The following is a 20,118-nucleotide window of genomic DNA, read 5'->3' as shown; positions in this document are numbered from 1 at the left end:
TAAAAACCGTGGTTCAGCTTTCCGGTTCCGTCACCGCGCGAAACCGCAGCTCCGCCCGGTGGAAGCGGGATTTTTCCGCGCGCCGCAGCCGCGTGTCGCGGTGGAGGAGCAGCACGAGAGAATGTCCGTCGAGAATGAGCGGCGCGTCGTGCAGCGCGTCCCGCACCAGGGCGGCGATCACCTGCGCCTCGCGGTGCCCGCCCGCGCCGGACCAGACCTCCAGCGTCACGGAATGCGCCTCGCCCGCCTCGCTGGCGGTCGAATGGTCGGCGCTGTCGATGCCGGCGATCACCACCAGCGGCGAAGCCGGTGCGTCGATCCGCCGGTCCGTGATGCCGTTCGCGCCGACGAAGGCCGCCAGTGCCGCGTCGCCCGAAAGCCGGGCGAAGATCGCCTTCTGCAGGGCCGATGCCGCGCTCATGGCTTTTCCTCCTCGCAGTCGCAGACGAGGTAACGCCCCGTCTCGTCCGGGTCGCGAAAGGTAAGAACCGTGAAAATCCGCTCGCCCTTGCGAAAACGCATGCCGCCCGCAAGGTCGGCGCGATGGCGCAGCCAGATGCGGTGCGTCACCGTCACCGGCAGCGTCCCCGCCACCTCTGCGGCACGCGCCGAAACCGGCTCGATGCGTCCCCAGACCGTCGTAAGCGCGGCAAAGCTCCGCTCCACCCCGCCCTGCCCGTCCGGCGCCTCCTCCGGCCGCTCCAGCACCAGCCGCGCGGCAAGCGCGCCGGGATCGATCGCCCGCATCACAGCCTCCGCATCCGGTAGGGTGCGACCAGCCGGTCGTAGCCGGCGGGCACCGCCCCCGGCTGGTCGCCGGGGGAGACCGCGCCGCGCAGCTCGAACATGGCGGCGACATGCAAGAGCAGCGCCCGCTTCAGCATGTCCGGCACCTCCGCGCCCGTCTCGCCGAAACCGGCGGTGAAATCGATCTCGATGCCGTTCAGCGCCCGTTCGGTCGCAGGCTTTTCCGCAAGGACCAGCCGGGCCGGCCGCGCCGTCCCGTCGAGCACATGGCCGCTGGCATCCACCTCGACCGGCGCGCCCTCGGCGTCGTAAACCGTCACCAGATCAATGGTTTGCACCGGCCCTCTTACGATCTGAATCACCCGCCCCTCCGGCCAGTCGTCGAGATAGAGGCGCAGCGGCCGCGCAATGAGGCAAAGCCCGGTCGCGGCCTCCAGGTACTCGCGCGCGGCGCGGATGAGCGCTGAGACCAGCGCGTCCTCCTCATCCGTATCGAGGCGCAGATGCGCCTTCGCCTCGGCAAGCGTGATCGGCTCCGCCGCGGGCGGCAACAGTTCGGCAATGGTCATGATCGGCCTTTTCGCTGAAGGAGGGATGCGGGCGCGGCCGGGAGGCAAACCGCGCCCGCGGCACCGGCGGCAGGGAGCCGCCGGTGCGAGAGAATTCCGAAAGAGGAAAACAGAGCCGCGCAGTCCCTTCGCCCCGCTTGCGGGGAGAAGGTGCCGGCAGGCGGATGAGGGGCGACCGGCACGGCCGACGCCGCAGGATAGCCCCTCACCCCGGCCCTCTCCCCGCAGGCGGGGAGAGGGAGAAGATCGGCGTCAGCTCACGGCGAACTTCACCAGCTTGATCGCCTCGAAGTTCTGCACCCCGCCGCCGACGCGCTTGGTGGTGTAGAACAGCACATAGGGCTTGGCGGAATAGGGATCGCGCAGCACGCGCACGCCCGTGCGGTCGACGACGAGGTAGCCGGCGCGGAAGTCGCCGAAGGCGATGGAGAAGCTGTCGGCGGCGATGTCCGGCATGTCCTCCGCCTCGGCGATGGCAAAGCCCATCAGCGAGGCGGCCTGCCCGGCGGAAGCCGGCGGGCGCCAGAGATAGTTGCCGTCCGCATCCTTGAACTTGCGGATCGCTCCTTGCGTCTTGCGGTTCATCACGAAGGTGGCGTTCTGCCGGTGCCCGGCCTTCAGCGCGTAGATCGTGTCGATCAGCGCGTCGGAGGGATTGGAGGCCTTGAAGCCGCCCGCCGCCCCGGTGGCGACATAGCCGAGATTGCCCCAGCTCCAGCTCGCATCGGCGACCGCCGTGTAGCTGAGGAAGCCCGTCGGCTTGTTGGTGCCGTCGCCGGAGACGAAGGCGGTGCCCTCCTGCTCGGCGAAGACCATGTCGACCTCCGAAGCGATCCAGCTCTCCACGTCCACCGCCGCGTCGTCGAGCAGCGCCGGCGTCGCCGCCGGCATGGCGTAGAGCTCCATGGTCGGGAAGGAGAGTTCGGCAAGCTGGGCATTGCCGGTCTGCGGGCGGGATGCCGTCTCCGCCACCCAGCCGGCCGCCATGCCGGAGGTCGCGAAGGGCTTCTTCAGCACCGCGCCGGAGACCTGGCGCACGGTCGCCAGCGCACGGATCGGCGAGGCGGCGGAAAGCCGGCGGCCGATATCGGTATCCGTCTCGGGCGGCACGAGATAGCCGCCGTCCGCCGCCGAGCCGACGGACATCGCCTTCTCCTCCAGCGCCCTCAGCGCGCTGTCGTCGCCGCGGCGCATATAGGCGGAGAAGGCCGCCTTGTGCTCGGCCGCCTCGAAGCTCGTCTCGCCGCCGCCGAGCGCCGGGCGTGCCTTCTTCAGCGCGAGCTGGTCGAGCGCGCGCTTGTGCTCGTCCATGGCGCGGTTGATGCGGTCGACCTTCTCGCGCGTCACGACGTCGGCCGTCAGCTTCTGCTCGATCTCGCCGAGCCGCCGGTCGTTCGTCTCCTTGAAGGCCTCGAAGGCCTCCATGAAGTCGTCGAAGGCGGCGGTCATGGTTTCCGGCACGGCCTTGGTCTCCGGCGCGGTCTTCTGCAAATCGCTCATGCGTTCTCTCCGTTAGCGTTTCATCATCCGGGCCGCCCGGCGCATGGTGCGCACGAGCTCCGTTTCCCTGTCGCGGAACCACCGCGCATTCTTCACGTTCGACACCCGCGCCGAGGGCAGCATCGGGAAGGTGACGATCGAGATCTCCCAGAGGTCGGCCTCCAGGATCCGGCGCACGCCGCTTGCCCGCTCCGTCCGCGAACGCACCGTCTGGAAGCCGATGGAAAGCCCGTCGAGCGCGCCGGATTTCATGAGGCTCAGCACCTCGCGCGCCCGCGCCACGCCCGGCGACAGCACGCCCTCGACATAGAGCCCCCGCGCATCCTCGCGGATCGTCCGCCAGCGCCCGATGGGCTCGGCCGGATCGTGCTGGAAGAGCATGCGCACGCCGGAGGGCCCGCGCTTTTCCAGCGAGCGCACGAAGGCCCCGGGCGCAATCGCGTCCTTGCCGAGGTCCACCTCGCCGAAGAGGCTCGCATAGCCGGAAAACACCCCGTCGCCGGAAACGCCCGCAAGCGTCAGATCGGCATATTTCTTCGTCCGCCAGACCGGCAGGTCGTCGGTTGTCATTGGTCTCTCCGATGATGTGATTGAAAGCGCGCGGAAGCGGCCGCTATTCCCGAAGCCGCTCTGCCAGCCGCGCCAGCACGCCGAGCCCCCACCAGGCCGAAAGGCTCGCCGCCGCCGATCCCGCCAGCAGCATTTCCGAGGGCCCGAGATAGGCGGCGATGCCGAGCCTGACGCCGATCCACAGCCCCGCCGGCCCGCCGAAGACGAGCCCGCAGGCCAGCCCCGTGAAGAACCGGCACCCCGCCTCGCGGCGCGTCTTGGGCAGAAGATAGATCAGCGAGACCGCCGCCCCCGCGGACGCCCCGATGAACCGGGCCGTCCAAAGCCCGCCGTCATTGCCGAAGTCAGCCATTGTTAAGCCTTTCGGATTATTATGGAAAACAGCAAGAAGCGGCCGCACGGACCGCAAACCTGCCCCCTCACGCGGAGTCGGGCAGCGGAAATTCACGAGTCTTCCGAATCCCTTGCGAAGATTTCCTCGAATTTCGATTCAACGCGTTCAGGCGAAGAATCCGCAGGACGGCAAAGTGATTCAAGGCGTCAAGCCAATCGCCTGATTTCCTACAGAAATCGCCCCTCACCCTACCCCACCAAAGTTCATTGTTTGAGGAAACCAGCCCGGCATACCCCTTCGCCCCGCCTGCGGGGAGAAGGTCGCGGCAGCGGGATGAAGGGCAGCGCCCCAACGACACCCCCCTCTGCCCTGCCGGGCATCTCCCCCACAAGGGGGGAGATTGGCAAGACGCCTGCTCTTTGTTCCTCTTTTGATGGGAAGGAAGCCAGCTCTCCATCCAATCTCCCTCCTTGTGGGGGAGATGCCCGGCAGGGCAGAGGGGGGTGAAAGCCACACCCGCCCCACTCCCTCAATACCCCACCGCCCGCCGCTTTTCCTCGTCCGTCAAGAACCCCGCCGCCGCCACCCGCGTCCAGAGCTCGGAGCGCTCGGCGACGAGCCCGCTCACCTGGTCGAGGTCCGGCACCAGCCGCAGCCCCGCGCCCTCCCCGTCCAGCCATGCCGCGAAAGACGCCGCCGTGCGCTGCACCAGCGGCAGCACCGTCAGCCGCCAGAACGCCCGGTTGGCCTCCTGATAATTGGCATAGGTCGCGTCCCCCGGAATGCCGATCAGCATGGGCGGCACGCCGAAGGCGAGCGCGATGTCGCGCGCCGCGCCGTTCTTCGCCTCGACGAAATCCATCTCGCGGGGCGAAAGCCCCATCGCCTTCCAGTCGAGCCCGCCTTCCAGCAGCATCGGTCTTCCGGCACGCGCGGCGCCCGAATAGCCTTCCTCCAGCTCGCCCTTCAGCCGGTCGTACTGGTCGGGCGAAAGGTTGCCGCCCTCCTTCGGCTGGTAGACCAGCGCGCCGGAAGGCCGCGCCGAATTGTCGAGCAGCGCCTTGTTCCAGACGGCCGCCGCGTTGGAAAGGTCGAGCGCCATGGAGGCCGCCTCCAGCGGCGCGAAGCCGAGCCGGTCGTCGAGCGGGTGGAAGAGCCGCAGATGCAGGATCGCCTCCCCCTCGCCCGCCGCATGCCGGCGCACATTCGTGCCCGTGCGGTATTCATAGGCGACCGGCCACCCGTCCCGTCCCTCGACGATCTGCACCCGGTCGGGCCGCAGCAGATGCAACTCCCGCAAGTCCCCGCCGAGCCGCACGCCCTCGACGAAGGCGTTGCCGGAAAGGAGCAGGTGCCCGTAGAGCGTCTCGAAGAAATCCGTGCCCGCCATGCGCCCGTTCGGGCGGGCAAGCAGCGCGAGGCGCGGGTCCTCCGGCCGCTCCGCCTCGCCCTCATAGGCAAGCCAGGGCACCGAGGCCGCCGCCTCCGCGATCATCCGCACCGCCCGGTGCGCGACCGGGTTCTTCATGAACCCCTCGCGCGACAGCGAGGCATAGGACCGGCTCGACCAGTGCGCCCGCCCCTCGCTCGTCAGCGTGAAGAAGCCCGACGCCTTGGTCTCCGCCGCCCCGCGGCGGCGCGTGAGGAAGGAAGGTAGCTTCATGATGGTCCTCGATCGTGTGAATTGATTGAAGCGCCGTGCCGGATGGGTGGATCCTCGGGTCAAGCCCGAGGATGACGGAGGGGAGGAGAGGTCAACCGTCCATCGAGCGGCAGGGCACATGGAGCCGTTGTGACTATCCGCCATCCTTCTCGTCTTCCGTCATCCTCGGGCTTGACCCGAGGATCCACCCACCCGGCACGCCCCTACCCGCCGAGCGCCACAAAAAACGCCCGCCCGTATCCCGCGACCAGCTCCGCCCGGTCCAGCCCGTTGACGATCCGCCGCGCGCCGACCCAGTCGGCCTCGCCTACAAAAAAATGTTCCGCCAGCCGCCGCCCGGTAAAGGCCCCAGCCAGCATTCCGGCGAACAGGATCTCCACCGCCGGCCCCGTCTCCATCGCCAGCTCCGGCCGCGTGAGGAGGTCGAGTCCCGTCAGCGCCGCCAGTTTTTCATAATTCCGCCGATGCGTGATCTGCACCAGCCCGCGCCCGAGCCAGCTATGGCCCGTCTCGTCGCGCCGCCAGTAGGGCGCGGAGACCTGCGGCAGGCGCCCCGCCGCGAAGGCCGCGTCGAGCCGCGCGATGGCAACATCGTCGGTGGCGGCGAAGGTCTCGCGCACCGGCCGCATGCGCCCGCCCGTCTCGTGGTGGGCCGTCGCCAGCATATAGGCGAGGAAGCGCCGGTCGGCCGTCCTCCCGTCCCGCTCGAAGCGGTCGAGGAGCGCCGTCATGCCGGCCACCTGCCCGCGCGACAGACGCCCGCCGTAGAGCGGCCCGCGCACGGCGCCGAAGAAGGCCCTGCGGTCGATGCCCATCGTCATATCCCCCGCACCCGCGGCTCGCCCAGCCGGTCGAGCACCAGCGCCGTCAGCGCCCAGACGAGGGCGTCGAGCCTATCCGGCGAGCGGCCGGCGGAAAGCCCGTCCGGGCCGAAATCGCACATCTGGTCCTCCAGTTCCGCGAAGGCGCCGGCATGGGCGACGCGCCCCTGCTCGTAGAGCGCGGCCACCGGCTCGGCGCGCAGGAATTTCCCGCGCGTCGCCCGCACGGTCGAGACCGGCAGGCCCGCGTCCACGCTTTTCAGCATCGCCGTCACCATGTCGCCGCCCTGGTTCACCTCGGCCACAACCCGGTCGGCGTCGAACCGCCGGAAGGCGCGCACCACCGCGCCCGCCCAGCCGGCGGGGCTCGCCCCCGTCACCGAGCAATCGGCCAGCACCACCGCACGGCCCGCGCCGTCCAGCCCCGCGACGACAATGCCGCAGACGGAAGCAGCGGATGCCGTCGCCGGCGGGTCGACCGCCACGACGATGCGCGAGAGCGGCCCCGGCGCCTTCAGGCGGATCGCCTCCAGCCGCGAACGCGCCCACAGCGCGTCCTCGCGGTCGGCGATCAGCTCGCCGTCCAGTTCCTGCCGCCCCAGCCGCGTGCCGCCGTAGCGGTCCGCCATCGCCGCGATGAAGCCGGGCGAAAGATTCCTGGCATTATCGGAGGTCGCGATGCGCCGCACCGCCGTCCGCCCGTCGCCGGCCAGCGCCCGCAAAAGCGGCACCGGCCGCGGCGTCGTCGTCACCAGCACGCGCGGGTCGTCGCCGAGGCGCAGGCCGAATTGCAGCATGTCCCAGGTCTCCTGCGCGTGTTTCCATTTCCCGAGCTCGTCGCACCAGGCGAAGTGGAACTGCGGCCCGCGCAGGCTTTCGGGGTCTTCCGACGAGAAAATCTGTGCGATGGAGCCGTTCGGCCAGACGAGCCGGCGGCGCGAGGCCTCGAATTCCGGCCGCGCCCGCCCGGCGATGCGGCAGATGCCGGAAACGCCGTCGATCATCACCTCGCGCGCATCGCCCAGCGTCTCGGCGACGAGCGCGATGCGCAGCTCCGGTCGCGACAGCGCCAGCGCCTGCACCCATTCCGCCCCCGCCCGCGTCTTGCCCGACCCGCGCCCGCCCATCAAAAGCCACACCCGCCAGTCGCCCGGCGGCGGCATCTGCGCGAGCCGGCGGGTGAAATGCCACCGCCGCAACTGCCGCGCATCACGAAGCCGAGCCGCCGCAACGGAGCCACAAGGAGCATGGGCGGGAAACCCTCGCCCCCCGCCGATCTCCCCCCTTGAGGGGGAGATGCCCGGCAGGGCAGAGGGGGGTACCCCACCCACCTGCCCTCCCGAAAGAACCGCGCTGGCCGTGCCGTCGCCACCCCCCTCTGTCGGCTTCGCCGACATCTCCCCCTCAAGGGGGGAGATCGGCGGCGTCCGTGGCAACGTATCCGGTTCCCTGCCGCGCTGCGAAAATCCGCCCTCCAGCGCATCCGTCCGTTCCAGCAAATCGGCCCGCCGGCCTTCGATTTTGCTCAAGCCCGCCGCCATCTTGTCCATCTGCTTGTCGAATGCCTTGCGAACCGCCTGCAAGCCCCGCCGCCCCTTACGGTCCGGCGCGCGCGTCGGCGGCAGCAGCGCCGCCAGCCCCGTCTTCCCGCAGCCACTCTTCCTTCGCCGCATCCAGCCGCTCCTTCACCCGCGCCTCGACGAGCCGGTCGAACTCCTCGGCCAGCGCCGCCTCGTCCTCCGGCAGGCCGGCGGCTGCTTCCGCCTCCACCCGCTCGGCGATCAGCGTGCGCTGCAGGCTGTCGATCTTCTCCAGCGTGCGCACGATCAGCGAGACGGCCTCAATGGCGGCCTTGGCGTCGGTCTGCGCCAGCTTGCGGGCGGCCTCGTCCTCGGCCGCGCCAGCATCCCGCTCGGCCAGCGCCTTCTGGCTCTGGAAGCGCTGGAAGCGCTCGCGCAGTTCCTTGGTCATCTCCAACAGCATGGCCTGCATGTCGAGGAAGGGATCGCAGGGCGCCTCGGCCTTGGTATCGAGCAGCAGCGCCGCCCCGCCCGCAAGGTCCGCCCCGCAACCGCGAAACCCGTCATAATCCGCTTGCGGCTCCACACCGAACAGCGCCAGATCCTCATCCATCGCAAAGCCCCAAACGAAAAAGCGCCCGGACCCAATGGGCCGAGCGCCTGTCAAAACCTATCTCAAAGCCGGCCGCGGGCGGAAACCGCCAACCCCTTCCAGCCTCCGGAAAGCCCGGCGATCCCTTCCGCCCGCACCTTTCCGACTATGCCATAACCCTATCAGATGACCGTGACGCCGTCAAGGACTATTTTCCTATATTTTTATCAGAGGCCCGCCGCCTTGCGCAGATCGTCGTTCATGCGCGCCTGCCAGCCTTTGCCGGTCGCCTTGTAGTGCCTGATGATATCGGGGTCGAGGCGAACCGAGATCTGCTGCTTCGGGTTATCCATTGCCGGGCGTCCGCGCTTGGCCTTCGCGCGATCGATCGCCGCGGCAAGCTCCGGCAATGCCTCGCGGAAGGGCCTTGCCTTGCGAAAATCGTCTTCGGTCCATTCGGGACTCTCCGGATCCTCGGCAATGCCCTTGCGGATATGATCTTCCTCCGCATCGGAAATGTCATGGGGACGTTTTGCGATAGTGCTCATAGAGCCTCCTCTCGTTCCGGCTTGCCGCCCGCATGGAGATCAGCGAAACGGCCTCGTGGCCGAGCGTGGCGAAGACGACGACAAGCGTGCCGTCGCGAAAGAAGCCGATCGCCTTCCACCGCCCCGAATGGGCGGGAACGATCAGCGCATCCTCGAAGAAATCCATCTCCAGCACGGCGAAATCGTGGCCGTGCTTTTCAATATTGCCGAGCCGCTTCACGTCGTCATAGAGGATTTCCATAGATTTCCTGTATCACATTTAATCCTCGCATGGAAGATATAGGATGAAAATCCTATTTCCCCTCGCCCACTTCCAGCGGCCAGGTCACGAGGTAATCCTCGTAGTCCTCGATATCGATGCCCTCTTCGCTCACCGTGCGGCCGCGGGCGGAGATGCCGGCCTGGTGCACGGTGTCGGGATCGCCCGAGACGAGCGGGTGCCACCAGTAAAGGTCGTGGCCGTCGCGGATGAGGCGGTAGCCGCAGGTCGGCGGCAGCCAGGAGATTTCCGCGACGCTCTCCACGGTGAGGCGGATGCAGTCCGGCACGGTCGCCTGCCGGTTCTCGTAGTCCTTGCAGCGACAGCTTTCCCCGTCGAGCAGCACGCAGCGGATGGAGGTCCAGGCGATCTCGCCGGTCTCCCAGTCCTCCAGCTTGTTGAGGCAACAGAGCCCGCAGCCGTCGCACAGGCTCTCCCACTCGCCGTCGGTCATCTCGGCGAGCGCCTTGGTCTTCCAGAACGGCAGGTCGTCCGTCTTTGCGGCATCGTTCGTCGTCATGCCCGACCCCTGGACCCCTCGGGCGCAAAGGTCAAGAGCGGGCGGCGGTAACCCTTCCCCGCAAAATCCGTTCTGCTGCCGTCAAAAGCCTGATATCGTACTAGAATAAACCGATGGTGACAGGACGTTAACCGGCAGGCCGTCAGTGTCACGGCGCGAGGGACGAGAAGCAAGAGACCGCGATCGTGGAAGACGACGACCAGGAGAAGACGAAACCGCGCCGCCGCCGGCGGCACATCTTCCTGCGCATCGATTCCTGGATCGATTCGGCAGTATGGAACGCCGGTTTCCGCGCGGGCGAGATCTGGGAGGAGATCACCATCTTCTCCCGCCGCTTCCATGCCAAGGGCTGGAAGAAGGCGGTCTTCGAGGTCGCCGGCGAGGCGATGAACCTCGGCACCGCCGGCTTCATCCTCCTGCTCGCGCTCGCTCTTCCCGCCTTCGAGGAGACCAAGGGCGACTGGCGCGCCCAGAGCGATTTCGCCGTCACCTTCCTCGATCGCTACGGCAACGAGATCGGCCACCGCGGCATCATCCACGAGGATTCCGTGCCGATCGACGAGTTGCCCGATAGCCTCATCAAGGCGGTGCTGGCGACGGAGGACCGCCGTTTCTTCAGCCATTTCGGCATCGATTTCCTCGGCCTTGCCCGCGCCATGAACGAGAACGCGCGGGCCGGCGGCGTCGTACAGGGCGGCTCCACGCTCACCCAGCAGCTCGCCAAGAACCTGTTCCTGTCCAACGAGCGCACCATCGAGCGCAAGATCAAGGAAGCCTTCCTCGCCCTCTGGCTGGAGGCGAACCTCTCCAAGAAGGAGATCCTGCGGCTTTATCTCGACCGCGCCTATATGGGCGGCGGCACCTTCGGCGTGGCGGCGGCCGCGCAGTTCTATTTCGGCAAGAACGTGACGGACGTGAACCTTGCCGAATCCGCCATGCTCGCCGGCCTCTTCAAGGCCCCGGCGCGCTACGCCCCGCACGTCAACCTGCCGGCCGCCCGCGCGCGCGCCAACGAGGTGCTGACCAACCTCGTCCAGGGCGGGCTGATGACGGAAGGCCAGGTCATCGCCGCGCGGCGCAACCCCGCCAGCGTCGTCGACCGGGCGGAAAAGACCGCGCCCGATTTCTTCCTCGACTGGGCCTTCGACGAGGTGCAGCGCATCGCCAGGCCCTTCCACCAGCATTCGCTCATCGTGCGCACCACCATCGACATGGGCCTGCAGGCCGCCGCCGAGGAGGCCATCGAGACGGGCCTTCGCCAGTACGGCGAGAGCTACCGCGTCAAGCAGGGCGCGCTGGTGATGATGGAGAACGGCGGGGCCGTGCGCGCCATGGTCGGCGGGCGGGATTACGGCGAGAGCCAGTTCAACCGCGCCACGCGCGCGCTTCGCCAGCCGGGCTCCTCCTTCAAGGCCTATACCTATGCCGCCGCGATGGAGGCCGGCATGAAGCCCGAGACCACCATCGTCGACGCGCCGATCAGTTGGGGCGGCTGGTCGCCGCAGAACTACGGCCGCAGCTATGCCGGCCGCATCACGCTGATGACGGCGATGGCGAAATCGATCAACACCGTGCCGGTGCGCCTTGCCAAGGAGAAGCTCGGCACCAAGCCCATCGCCGCGCTCGCGAAAGCCATGGGTGTCGAGACGCCGATCCGCACCGACAAGACCATGCCGCTCGGCACCTCGGAGGTGACGGTGCTCGACCAGGCGACGGCCTACGGCGTCTTCCCGGCGGACGGCCTGCAGTCGCGCCGCCACGGCATCAGCCAGATCATCGACTACGACGGCGACATCCTCTACGACTTTTCCCGCGACGAGCCGCCGGCAAAGCGGATCCTCTCCGAGGAGGCGACCTCGTCGATGAACCACATCTTCGTCACCATCCCCGTCAACGGCACGGCGCGGCGCGGCGCGCTCGACCACGGCATCGTCTCGGGCGGCAAGACGGGCACCACGCAGGCCTACCGCGACGCCTGGTATGTCGGCTTCACCGGCAACTACACGACCGCCGTCTGGTACGGCAACGACGACTACACCTCGACCAACAACATGACCGGCGGGTCTCTCCCCGCCATGACCTTCAAGCGCCTGATGGACTATGCCCACCAGGGTATCGAGCTTCGCCCCATCCCCGGCATCGACAACCCGCTGCCCGACGGATCGAAGGCGAAGGAGGTCGCCAAGGCGACCGACGAGAACGCCCTGCCGGCGCTTGTGCGCCCGCGCTCGCTCTCGTCCGATGTCACGAAGCTGCTGAAGGATATCGCCCGCCATTTCCAGGAGGCGGCGCCCCTCAAGGCCGATGGCCGCGTGGCCGCGCTCGACGGGGCGCTTGACCTTGCTCCGGCGAACCGGACAGAGTGACGCAACGCTGATTCCAACGGTCGACCGCCTTGTTCCGAACCCCTCTCGTCATCGCCACCGCGCTCGCCGTCGCCTTCGGCCTCGGCATCCTGAGCTCGATCTATGCGCTGAGGGCGACGGTCGGCTTCGGCGCCATCGCGCTCGGGCCGTGGACGGCCTTTCCCGCCGCCCAGACGGTGGATGCGGACCCTTACGCCAAGGCCCACCGCGCGCGTGACGGCAAGCTCCTGCTCGGCGGGGCCGAGGGCCTTGCCTTCACCGCCGCCAGCGACAGCGAGGGCCGCACGCTGGTGGAAAACTGCCGCTACAGCATCTCCGGCATCACGCCGCCCGCGCGCCTGTGGACGCTGCATGCGGCCGACCGCAGCGGCAATCCGCTCGGCGGCATCCGCAAGGGGCTTCCTTCCGGCCTCAACGCCTGGTCGGTGCTGCGCGCGGCCGACAGCAGCTTCACCATCCGCATCTCCGCCGCCGCGTCTGCGGGCAACTGGCTGGCGGTGCCGGAGGGCAAGGCGCCCTTTCTCCTCGTCATGACCCTTCTCGACACGCCGACCGCCGGCAGCTCCGGCGTCATCGACCTTGCCATGCCCGGCATCGAGCGGCTGGATTGTGCCGATGCGTAGCTTCCTCTACGCCATCGCGATCGGCCTCATCGGCGCGGCGCTGCTCCACATCGTCATCATCCTCTCGCTGCCGAGCTTCACCGGGCGCGACGCCTATACGCGCGTTTCCAGCCTCGGCGAGGCGAACCGCTTCTTTGCGCTCGGCGATGCCGGCGATACGCTCGCCCCCGTCAACGACGATCCGGCGATGAAGACCGCCGTATGCACCTTCTCCGTGGAAGACGGCCCCGTGCGCCTCTTTGCCGAGGGCGACGTGCCCTTCTGGTCGCTCGCCGTCTACGACAGCGCCTCCAACGAGGTCTTCAGCATGAACGACCGCACCTCCGTCACCGGCGCGCTCGATACGCTGGTGGCGACGCCCATCCAGCTCATCGCCATCCGCAAGCAGGTGCCGCAGGAGCTGGAACAGTCGATCCTCGTGGAAATGCGGGGGGATGAGGGCTATGCGGTGCTGCGCACCTTCGTGCCGACGGAAAGCCGGCTGCCGGCCGCAACGGCGTTCCTCGCCAATGCCGGCTGCGAGCCCTTCGCGCCGGATCAGTGATAAAAGCGTCGCCCGTCAGGGCCGGCGGGCGGTGTCCGGCGCGCCGTGCTTTGCCGCCTTGCCGCGCGAGGCGAGCATGGCTGGGGTCAGGCGCTCGTAGCGCACGCCCGTGAAAAGAAGGATCCGGGCCGGGCTTTCCGGCCGTGCAGTCTCGCGCCGCGGCATCCGCTCGCGCCATTCCGTCAATCGTACCACGTCTGCCATTCTCGCCTCCAAAAGAAGAATCGAGACGGATGAAGTACCTCTACAATCTCACCCTGCCCGTCTCAACGGGCCGGTGCATCCGGTTCCGTCCACCGGATGCGGCATCGGGTATCCTCGTCAACCCTGCCGCATACGGGCGGAAACGGCGATACGGGACCAGAAGTTTCCCTTTCACGGGAATGTGTCTGGTGACCGCCCGGCATCCGGAACATCGCACCTTTCCCCTGCGAGGCGGCGGCGCCCGAAAGCGAACCGCCGCGTCCATGGTGGAATCATAACACGTCCGTCGCAACAGACGAGCCGATCCATGTCCCTAAAACTAGCGACCACCGGGTTAACAGGCTGTTAATCTAACCCGAGAGTGCGAAACGGGCTGTTTCCTGCGGAACAGGAGGCGTATTATCTTTTGCAATACACAGGAGTATTACAAATGGCGAAGCCGAGTTTCAGTACACTACCAAGCACGCGCGTTGACCCCGACATACGAGATCAGTTTCTGAAGGCCGCGCAGCAAAACCATCAGACTCCGAGCGAGGCGATGCGTGAAGCCGCACTTCAATATATCAAGCGATCCCGCAATGCCGAACTGGCACGTCAGGCAGCAAATATCAGGGCAAACCGGGAGGATGAAGAAGACGTGATGCGCTGGATCGAGGCTCATAGCGTGGTGATCACGGATGATTGAGCGCGGTTCCATTTACACGGCTGCTGCCAAAGGCCCTTACACGAGCAAGCCAAGGCCGGTAATCGTGATCCAGAACGAGAAAGTGCTATTCGACAGCATCGTTGTTATCCCGACGACGACGTCGTGGATCGATGCTCCCTGGATTCGCATCGCAATCGATCCGACTGAAGAAAACGGTCTGAACGAGCGCACGTATGCCATGTCCGACAAGATCGTGACTTTTCCGAAAGCGAATCTCGGGAAAAAGATCGGCGAACTCGATGAAGGCCATATGAGACTTCTGGAACTGGCAATCCGGGAAGTCCTCGGGCTCTAGATGCGAACGGACATGTATTGTCCAGCTGCTCGACGGGAAGACCAATTCGGATTTGTCCTTTACCCGCCGTTAATCATAAACGCCCTAAGATCGAAACCTGCGGCATGCAATGTGCCGGCGCATCGAAATTTAGAGAAAACCCTTTGTTGCAAGGCACTTGCAAAGAGTGCGCGGCACGACGGCAGACAAGCGTTTCCTCTGATTTTCATGAATGACAACAGGATCGCCAAGGGGCTGGCGGTCGGGACGACAGGTGTTTCGTGGCGGACAGGTTTCGCGAACTGGAGAGACCGCAAGCCGGGCGGCCGAAGGACATCGTGCTGATGGCCACGGTCTCCAGCTTCGAGAGCCTGCGTTTTCCAAGGAAATCCGACCTCTACCAGTTCGGCGAACTCTTCGAGCCGCTCTATTCGGCTTCCAGCGACGAGGCGCGCCGGCAAGCGGTCGCCGCGCTCTCGCGCTGCCCGCAGGTGCCGGAGGAGACGGCCTTCTTCATCGCCTGCCAGCCGATCGACATCGCCGCCATCTTCCTCATGGGCTCGAAAGCCATCGCCGACCGGACGCTGCTGCGTGTCCTGCGCGCGGCCGGACCCGAACACGCCCGCGCCATCGGCCGGCGGGAGGATCTTTCCCCCGTCGTCGTCGAGGCGCTGGTCGGCACGCATCAGGATCAGGCGAGCCGCCGCACCGGCGAGGAGCGCGAGGCCGCCATGCGGGAAGCCGCACGGCTGGAGCGGGAAGAGGCTATTCGTGACGAATTGCGCGCCCTCGTGCGCGCCGCAACGCCTCCGGTGGAGGCACCCGTCCGCCTGGAGCCGGCGACGGCGACCCATCAGGCCCTCCTCGTGCGCTTCGCGCGCACCGGCGAGGTCGGCATGATCGCCGTCACGCTCGCCGACGCCCTCGCCTCCAGCCAATGGCTGTCCGAGCGCATCCTTCTCGATGTCTCGGGGCGGCAGCTTGCCGAGACGCTGCTGGCGCTCGCCATGCCGGAGGCCGACGGCCGCTTCCTGCTGGAATGCATCTATCCGCACCTTGCCGGCGGCGGCGCGGAGGCGCTGCTTGCGGAGATCGACGCCGAAGACGCGATCCGCCGCGTCGAAAGCTGGCAGCGCGCCGACAGCTATACCAGCGGCGCGCCGAAGGCTGCCAATGGCGAGGAAACCGCGGCGCCGGGCGAGACCCGCCGCGCCGCCGCCGGCTGAGCCGTCATCAGAGAACCTTCCTTTCCGCACGAAGCGCGGCCAGCATGGTCGCGACGAACATTCCCGAAATCAGCAATGCAAGGGCAGGCAGCACGATAAACACGGGCGTTCCTCCAGGGTGAAGCACAGGCCGTTGCCTGTGTGTTCGCCTTCTCCCATGCTGCGCAGCACGGCGCTGTTCCCAGCGGAACAGTCCTACCGCCGGAAAAACCCGTCGTCCTGCGGCTCCGCCCCGGCGAAATCGATGAGCCCGGAAAGATCGTCCGCCTCGATGGAGACCACCCAGAGATCGCCGTCGAAGCGCCGCTCGCGGGCGATGGCCTCGGCGACCGCATCCGCATCCGCGCGCTCCAGCCGTGTCTCGAAAAGCCGCCGGCCGTCGTCGTCCTCCTCGAAGAAGCTCTGCGGGGCCGGCGCATGGAGGCTTTCCGTGCCGTTGCGGAACACCTGCCGCACGAACACCGCCCCCGCCTCTTCCGCCCCCTTCGCCTCCACGGCCGCGAAATCGCCGCGGGCGAACACGCGGCGCATCAGGGCGGAAACGAAGATATCGGTACGAAGACGCATCACGGCGGCATACACGCCGGCGCGCAAGCGGGCAATGGGCGCGCTACACCCGGATCGCCAGCCTCAGCCCGCCCCAGTGCCGGCCGTCCACGACGATGGGGGCGGAGATGTCCTTCATCAGCACGAACTGCCCGCCGCCCATGTCGCGCCGGTAGGTCTGGAGGAGGAACGGCTCGGTGTTGCGGCCGGCCGCCAGCCCCACGCGGTCGTTGAAGATGCGGCGGTTGCGGCAGTTGGCGGTGTTCCAGGCCGGATCGCCCGGGCGCTGCGGCTCGGAGAATTTGCGGTTGTGCGTCGGCAGGTAGCCGTTCTCGTCCACGGCGGCGCAGAAGGCGATGCGGTCGTCGGCGGCCACCGCCGGCTCCTGGATCGCCGGCAGCACGCGGTCGGTGAAATCGATAAAGCGCGTCGTCATCTGCACCGGGTCCGTGCCGGGAACCGGCCGGTACTGCCGGTCGAACAGCGCGTCAAGGCCGATCTCGCCGCTGCGCACCGCCGCCGAAAACCGGCGGGAGACTTCTGCGGAAAGCTGCTGCACGAGGCGGATATAGGGCGTGTCCGGCGTCTCGATGCCGGCGCTCGCCGTCGCCTGGATGATGCGCTCGGAGATCGCCACCACCTCGCCGACCTTGCCGGAGGCGCCCTGCAGCACCTCGCTGGAACGGATGATCTCCGCCGAGGCCGCGCCGATGGAGCGGGCGAATTCGCTGCATTCGCGGTCCACCGCACCGGTGGTCGCGGCCAGGGTCGAGGCGCTGTCGAGGATCTTCGACATCACCGCCTCCACGCCGGAAAACGAGCCCTGCACGCCGGAGGCCGTCGCCTTCACGCCCTCGGCCGAAACGCGCGCCCCCTCGCCCGCCGCCTCCAGCCGGTCGATGCGCGCGCGCAGTTCCTGCAGCGTCTTCTGGATCGAGGCGGTCGTGTTGGAGGTCTCCAGCGAGAGCGCCCGCACCTCCGCCGCCACCACGGCAAAGCCCTTGCCCGCCTCGCCCGCGCGGGCGGCCTCGATGGCGGCGTTGAGCGCCAGGAGGTTCGTCTGGCGCGCGATGGTGCCGATGGCGTCCGCCAGCCGGCCGACATCGGCAAGCGCCCCGGAAAAGGCGGAGATCTCCGTGCCGATCTCGTTGGAGGCGGTCACCATGTGGTCGATGGCGGCAATGGAACCGTCGAGACGCGCCGCCTGCTCGCCCAGCACCGTGCGGGCGCTGGCGGCAAGCTGGTCGGTCTCGCCGAGGGCGCGGGCGATGTCGCCGTTCGCCCCGGCGATCGCCGTTGCCGATTGCGTCAGCCGCGTGAAGAGGCCGGCATGCTCGCGCGACTGCGCGGCCGTGTCCTGGATGGACCCGGCGATGTCGACGAGGTGCAGGCCGAGGTCGGAGGCCTCGGCGGCGAGCGCCGCGACGACCGCGCGCAGCGCCCCGGCATCGGCCGGTTCGTCCTCCTCAAGCGGTTCGGCAGTCTCATGCAGGGCAGCAGCAGGCATGGCTCGACGATCCTCCGGTCATCGAAGGATCATCCGGCAGACATGGTTAACGCTTCCTTTAAAAGGCCTGACGCTACGGAAGGTCGTAGGCGTACGACTTTCGTCGTATACGGCGCTATAGCGCGCCGATGTCCTTGAGCTTGTCGAGGACGGCGACATTGGGCTCGCCGGTCACCGGCAGCCGGTAGTGCTTTTCGAAATGGCGGATCGCCGTGCGCGTCTTCTCGCCGATCAGGCCGTCCACCACGACATCCGCATAGGCGATGTTGCTGAGGCCCTTCTGGATCTTCATCACGAGTTCGCTCGGCGCGGGCTTCTCGACGGCGGCGGTGACGCCGGGATCGGTCTCGGCCGCAAGGATCGCCGCGGCGACGGGATCGCCCTCGTCCCCGGCGGCCTGCTTGGCCGCGGGGCGCTTCTCGATGCTCTGCGTCACCTCGTCGAAGGGGCGCTCGGCGGGCGTTACGTCGGCGACGGCGGGAAGGTCGCCCTCCTCGTCCTGACGCTCGATGAGGAAGGTCGTCACGTCCTTCGGCTCGGGCTTCGTGGCCGAGAAGCCGAGAGAGTTTCCGGCAGCGCGGGTGCGCAGGAACGGCGAGGGATGGCCGCCCGGCTGATACCAGAGCGCATTGGCCGCGACGAAGGAGAAGACGACGATGAAGGCGCAGGAGCCCCCCACCACGCTCGGATAGCGCGCGGCAAGCCCGCCGAGCGCGACAAGCCCGGTGATAACGACGTTCGGCCGGCGCTGCGGCTGTCCCCGCCCGCCGGAACGGCCCTTGCGGGCCGGGCCCTTCGGCCCCCGCTCAGGCTGTCTTCTGACGTGCGCGTTCATCTTTCGTGTCCTTGCCATCGTCCGACGGCTGGTAAACGGTCTGCGTGCCGCCCGCAAGGCGCGGCGGGAAATCGACGGTGGACGGCGCGGATGCCCGAAGGTCGCCGTCGCGCGCGATGCCCGAGCCGTCGGCCGGCACGCGCACGGTGATGACCGTGCCTTCGCCCGGCCGGCTTTCCACGGCGAAGCTGCCGCCGTGCAGCGCCACGAGGCCCTTGACGAGCGAGAGGCCGAGCCCGGTGCCCTCGTACTTGCGGGTATATTCGTTCTGCACCTGCATGAAGGGCTGGCCGATCAGCGCCAGCTTGTCGGCGGGAATGCCGATGCCGGTATCGCTGACGGTGAGCAGGAGGTCGCGCCCCTCGCGCGCCGCATCGATGGCGACGATGCCGCCGCGGTCGGTGAACTTGATGGCGTTGCCGACGAGATTGATGAGGACCTGCTGGATCGCCCGCTGGTCGGCCACCGCCTCGCCGATGGCGCGCGGCACGCGGCTCGTGAGCTGGATGCCCTTGTCGCGCGCCTGGAGCCCCAGCATCTGCTCGCAGGCCTTCACGCTGTCGGCGACGGCGAAAGGTTCCGGCAGGAGCTCGTAGCGGCCCGCCTCGATCTTCGAGACGTCCAGCATGGTGTTGACGACGGACAGGAGATGCGAGCCCGACTGGTGGATCAGGGCGACATATTCGCGCTGGCGGTCGTTCTCCAGCTTGCCGAAATACTCGCCGGACAGGATGTCCGAGAAGCCGAGGATGGCGTTGAGCGGCGTGCGCAGCTCGTGGCTGACGGCGGCCAGGAACCGCGTCTTGGCGTCGTTGGCGGTCTCCGCCTCCGCCGCCTTGCGGACGTTCTCGTTGCGGAGCTTGGCTTCTTCGGAAATGTCGCGCGACTGGGCGACGACCGCGGCCAGCGTGCCGTCCGGCCCGGCCAGCGCCGTCATCTCCACGCGCATATGCACGAACTGCTCGACATCGCTTGCAAGGCGCGCCCGGTCGATGCGGATCTCCACGGTCTCGCTGGTCGCGCCCTGGCGCAGGCGGTCGATGGCGGCAAGGAAGCCGATCCGGTCGGAAACGTGGATCTGGTCGAGATAGCCGCGGCCCATCGGCGCGCGCATCCAGGCGAGCATGGCGCTCCTGTCGCGGCCGTGCACGGCGGTCACGAAGCCGCGCGCATCGTGCAGCGTCACGAGGCCGGCGAAGAGATCGTAGGGAGACGCGGCGGGCGGAGCGGCCTCGGCCAGCTCCTCGGCAAAGGTCTTTACCGGCTGCGGCTTCGGCCGGCGCACGCCCGTGGCGGCGGCCGCCAGCAGCGCACCGGCGCCGGCAAGCGCAACACCCGCCGGAAGCGCCGCGGACGCGGGCATGACGGCGGAAAGGGCGAGCGGCAGGCCGGGAACGGCGGCAAGGAGCGCGAGCGTCGTCGCCCGCAGCGGAGCCGATGGGCGCGCATCGGCAGCGCCCGCGCCAGCAACGCCGGTGGCCGCGCCCAGACGGGCCGCCATTCTGTCAGCGATGATGGTCAATTGGCGCAACGCGAAACCCTGCCGTTTTTTGTCTTTTCTGTGCGCTCAAAATCGCATCGGCGACTTAAGGAAACAATAAACGGCGGGGGTGGAAAGCGCGGCAAAAAGGGCCAAAAGTCCCA

The 20,118-nt window shown here is 67.9% G+C and carries 24 protein-coding genes; 6 read left to right on the top strand and 18 right to left on the bottom strand.

Translation table 11 applies throughout. The features are described 5' to 3' along the window. Positions 1–13: 13 nt before the first annotated feature. From ACZ5TO_RS04395 to ACZ5TO_RS04335, 13 genes are all read right to left on the bottom strand, one after another. Complete coding sequence (locus tag ACZ5TO_RS04395; protein WP_464799686.1) at positions 14–421, bottom strand: DUF3168 domain-containing protein; 408 nt, start codon at positions 419–421, stop codon at positions 14–16. Continuing rightward, positions 418–747, bottom strand: coding sequence for a phage head closure protein (locus ACZ5TO_RS04390; protein ID WP_464799685.1), 330 nt, complete (start codon positions 745–747; stop codon positions 418–420). The genes ACZ5TO_RS04395 and ACZ5TO_RS04390 overlap by 4 nt, the downstream gene beginning before the upstream one ends. Then, entirely contained in the window at positions 747–1,316 is a 570-nt protein-coding gene (locus ACZ5TO_RS04385) for a head-tail connector protein (RefSeq protein WP_464799684.1), read from the bottom strand. The genes ACZ5TO_RS04390 and ACZ5TO_RS04385 overlap by 1 nt, the downstream gene beginning before the upstream one ends. A 252-nt stretch (positions 1,317–1,568) precedes the next feature. Further along, positions 1,569–2,816 carry a phage major capsid protein gene (locus ACZ5TO_RS04380; protein WP_464799683.1) on the bottom strand — a complete coding sequence of 416 codons (1,248 nt, stop codon included), beginning with the start codon at positions 2,814–2,816 and terminating at the stop codon, positions 1,569–1,571. 12 nt (positions 2,817–2,828) lie between these two features. Further along, complete coding sequence (locus tag ACZ5TO_RS04375) at positions 2,829–3,386, bottom strand: HK97 family phage prohead protease (protein ID WP_184145879.1); 558 nt, start codon at positions 3,384–3,386, stop codon at positions 2,829–2,831. Between the two features lie 43 nt (positions 3,387–3,429). Next, positions 3,430–3,738, bottom strand: a complete 309-nt coding sequence (locus tag ACZ5TO_RS04370; RefSeq protein WP_184145880.1) for a DUF6107 family protein — start codon at positions 3,736–3,738, stop codon at positions 3,430–3,432. Between the two features lie 511 nt (positions 3,739–4,249). Further along, on the bottom strand, positions 4,250–5,383 hold the full coding sequence (locus tag ACZ5TO_RS04365; RefSeq protein WP_464799682.1) for a phage portal protein: 1,134 nt from the start codon (positions 5,381–5,383) through the stop codon (positions 4,250–4,252). Between the two features lie 203 nt (positions 5,384–5,586). After that, positions 5,587–6,198, bottom strand: coding sequence for a glycoside hydrolase family 19 protein (locus ACZ5TO_RS04360; protein WP_464799681.1), 612 nt, complete (start codon positions 6,196–6,198; stop codon positions 5,587–5,589). A gap of 2 nt (positions 6,199–6,200) precedes the next feature. Beyond that, positions 6,201–7,403, bottom strand: coding sequence for a DNA-packaging protein (locus ACZ5TO_RS04355; protein WP_464799680.1), 1,203 nt, complete (start codon positions 7,401–7,403; stop codon positions 6,201–6,203). Between the two features lie 397 nt (positions 7,404–7,800). Further along, positions 7,801–8,337: a hypothetical protein gene (locus ACZ5TO_RS04350; protein ID WP_464799679.1), complete on the bottom strand. Its 537-nt coding sequence runs from the start codon at positions 8,335–8,337 to the stop codon at positions 7,801–7,803. 206 nt (positions 8,338–8,543) lie between these two features. Then, positions 8,544–8,864 carry a BrnA antitoxin family protein gene (locus ACZ5TO_RS04345; RefSeq protein ID WP_464799678.1) on the bottom strand — a complete coding sequence of 107 codons (321 nt, stop codon included), beginning with the start codon at positions 8,862–8,864 and terminating at the stop codon, positions 8,544–8,546. Continuing rightward, a complete protein-coding gene (locus tag ACZ5TO_RS04340) occupies positions 8,836–9,105 on the bottom strand; it encodes a BrnT family toxin (RefSeq protein ID WP_184145887.1) in 270 nt (89 codons plus the stop codon). Before ACZ5TO_RS04340 ends, ACZ5TO_RS04345 begins: the two co-directional genes overlap by 29 nt. 52 nt (positions 9,106–9,157) lie before the next feature. Next, positions 9,158–9,643, bottom strand: coding sequence for a YcgN family cysteine cluster protein (locus ACZ5TO_RS04335; RefSeq protein ID WP_464799677.1), 486 nt, complete (start codon positions 9,641–9,643; stop codon positions 9,158–9,160). 185 nt (positions 9,644–9,828) lie between these two features. Between ACZ5TO_RS04335 and ACZ5TO_RS04330 the strand changes: the two genes are divergently transcribed. Genes ACZ5TO_RS04330 through ACZ5TO_RS04320 form a run of 3 tightly spaced genes read left to right on the top strand, consistent with a single transcriptional unit; the run spans position 9,829 to position 13,176 of the window. Continuing rightward, a complete protein-coding gene (locus ACZ5TO_RS04330; RefSeq protein WP_464799676.1) occupies positions 9,829–12,009 on the top strand; it encodes a transglycosylase domain-containing protein in 2,181 nt (726 codons plus the stop codon). 29 nt (positions 12,010–12,038) lie between these two features. Continuing rightward, positions 12,039–12,632 carry a DUF1214 domain-containing protein gene (locus ACZ5TO_RS04325; protein ID WP_184145890.1) on the top strand — a complete coding sequence of 198 codons (594 nt, stop codon included), beginning with the start codon at positions 12,039–12,041 and terminating at the stop codon, positions 12,630–12,632. Beyond that, entirely contained in the window at positions 12,625–13,176 is a 552-nt protein-coding gene (locus ACZ5TO_RS04320) for a DUF1254 domain-containing protein (RefSeq protein WP_464799675.1), read from the top strand. The genes ACZ5TO_RS04325 and ACZ5TO_RS04320 overlap by 8 nt, the downstream gene beginning before the upstream one ends. Positions 13,177–13,191: 15 nt before the next feature. Here the strand turns inward: ACZ5TO_RS04320 and ACZ5TO_RS04315 are convergent, their stop codons facing one another. Next, positions 13,192–13,380 (bottom strand): hypothetical protein, encoded by a 189-nt coding sequence (locus tag ACZ5TO_RS04315; protein WP_464799674.1) that lies wholly within the window; start codon positions 13,378–13,380, stop codon positions 13,192–13,194. A gap of 430 nt (positions 13,381–13,810) precedes the next feature. Between ACZ5TO_RS04315 and ACZ5TO_RS04310 the strand changes: the two genes are divergently transcribed. The 3 genes from ACZ5TO_RS04310 to ACZ5TO_RS04300 all read left to right on the top strand — a co-directional run bounded on the left by ACZ5TO_RS04310 (position 13,811) and on the right by ACZ5TO_RS04300 (position 15,586). Continuing rightward, positions 13,811–14,065, top strand: coding sequence for a hypothetical protein (locus tag ACZ5TO_RS04310; RefSeq protein WP_464799673.1), 255 nt, complete (start codon positions 13,811–13,813; stop codon positions 14,063–14,065). Then, on the top strand, positions 14,058–14,381 hold the full coding sequence (locus ACZ5TO_RS04305) for a type II toxin-antitoxin system PemK/MazF family toxin (RefSeq protein WP_464799672.1): 324 nt from the start codon (positions 14,058–14,060) through the stop codon (positions 14,379–14,381). Before ACZ5TO_RS04310 ends, ACZ5TO_RS04305 begins: the two co-directional genes overlap by 8 nt. Positions 14,382–14,641: 260 nt before the next feature. Continuing rightward, a complete protein-coding gene (locus ACZ5TO_RS04300) occupies positions 14,642–15,586 on the top strand; it encodes a DUF2336 domain-containing protein (protein ID WP_464799671.1) in 945 nt (314 codons plus the stop codon). A 195-nt stretch (positions 15,587–15,781) separates the two neighbouring features. Here the strand turns inward: ACZ5TO_RS04300 and ACZ5TO_RS04295 are convergent, their stop codons facing one another. The 4 genes from ACZ5TO_RS04295 to ACZ5TO_RS04280 form a co-directional block, all read right to left on the bottom strand. After that, positions 15,782–16,153, bottom strand: coding sequence for a DUF1491 family protein (locus ACZ5TO_RS04295; RefSeq protein ID WP_464799670.1), 372 nt, complete (start codon positions 16,151–16,153; stop codon positions 15,782–15,784). 43 nt (positions 16,154–16,196) lie between these two features. Next, complete coding sequence (locus ACZ5TO_RS04290; protein ID WP_464799669.1) at positions 16,197–17,639, bottom strand: methyl-accepting chemotaxis protein; 1,443 nt, start codon at positions 17,637–17,639, stop codon at positions 16,197–16,199. A gap of 115 nt (positions 17,640–17,754) precedes the next feature. Further along, positions 17,755–18,474 (bottom strand): peptidoglycan-binding domain-containing protein, encoded by a 720-nt coding sequence (locus ACZ5TO_RS04285; protein ID WP_464799668.1) that lies wholly within the window; start codon positions 18,472–18,474, stop codon positions 17,755–17,757. Continuing rightward, positions 18,446–19,975, bottom strand: a complete 1,530-nt coding sequence (locus ACZ5TO_RS04280; RefSeq protein ID WP_464799667.1) for a sensor histidine kinase — start codon at positions 19,973–19,975, stop codon at positions 18,446–18,448. Before ACZ5TO_RS04280 ends, ACZ5TO_RS04285 begins: the two co-directional genes overlap by 29 nt. Positions 19,976–20,118: the final 143 nt, after the last annotated feature.

This window comes from Shinella sp. Sh6 (assembly GCF_055392685.1).
This window is presented reverse-complemented; position numbering and strand designations above follow the sequence as displayed.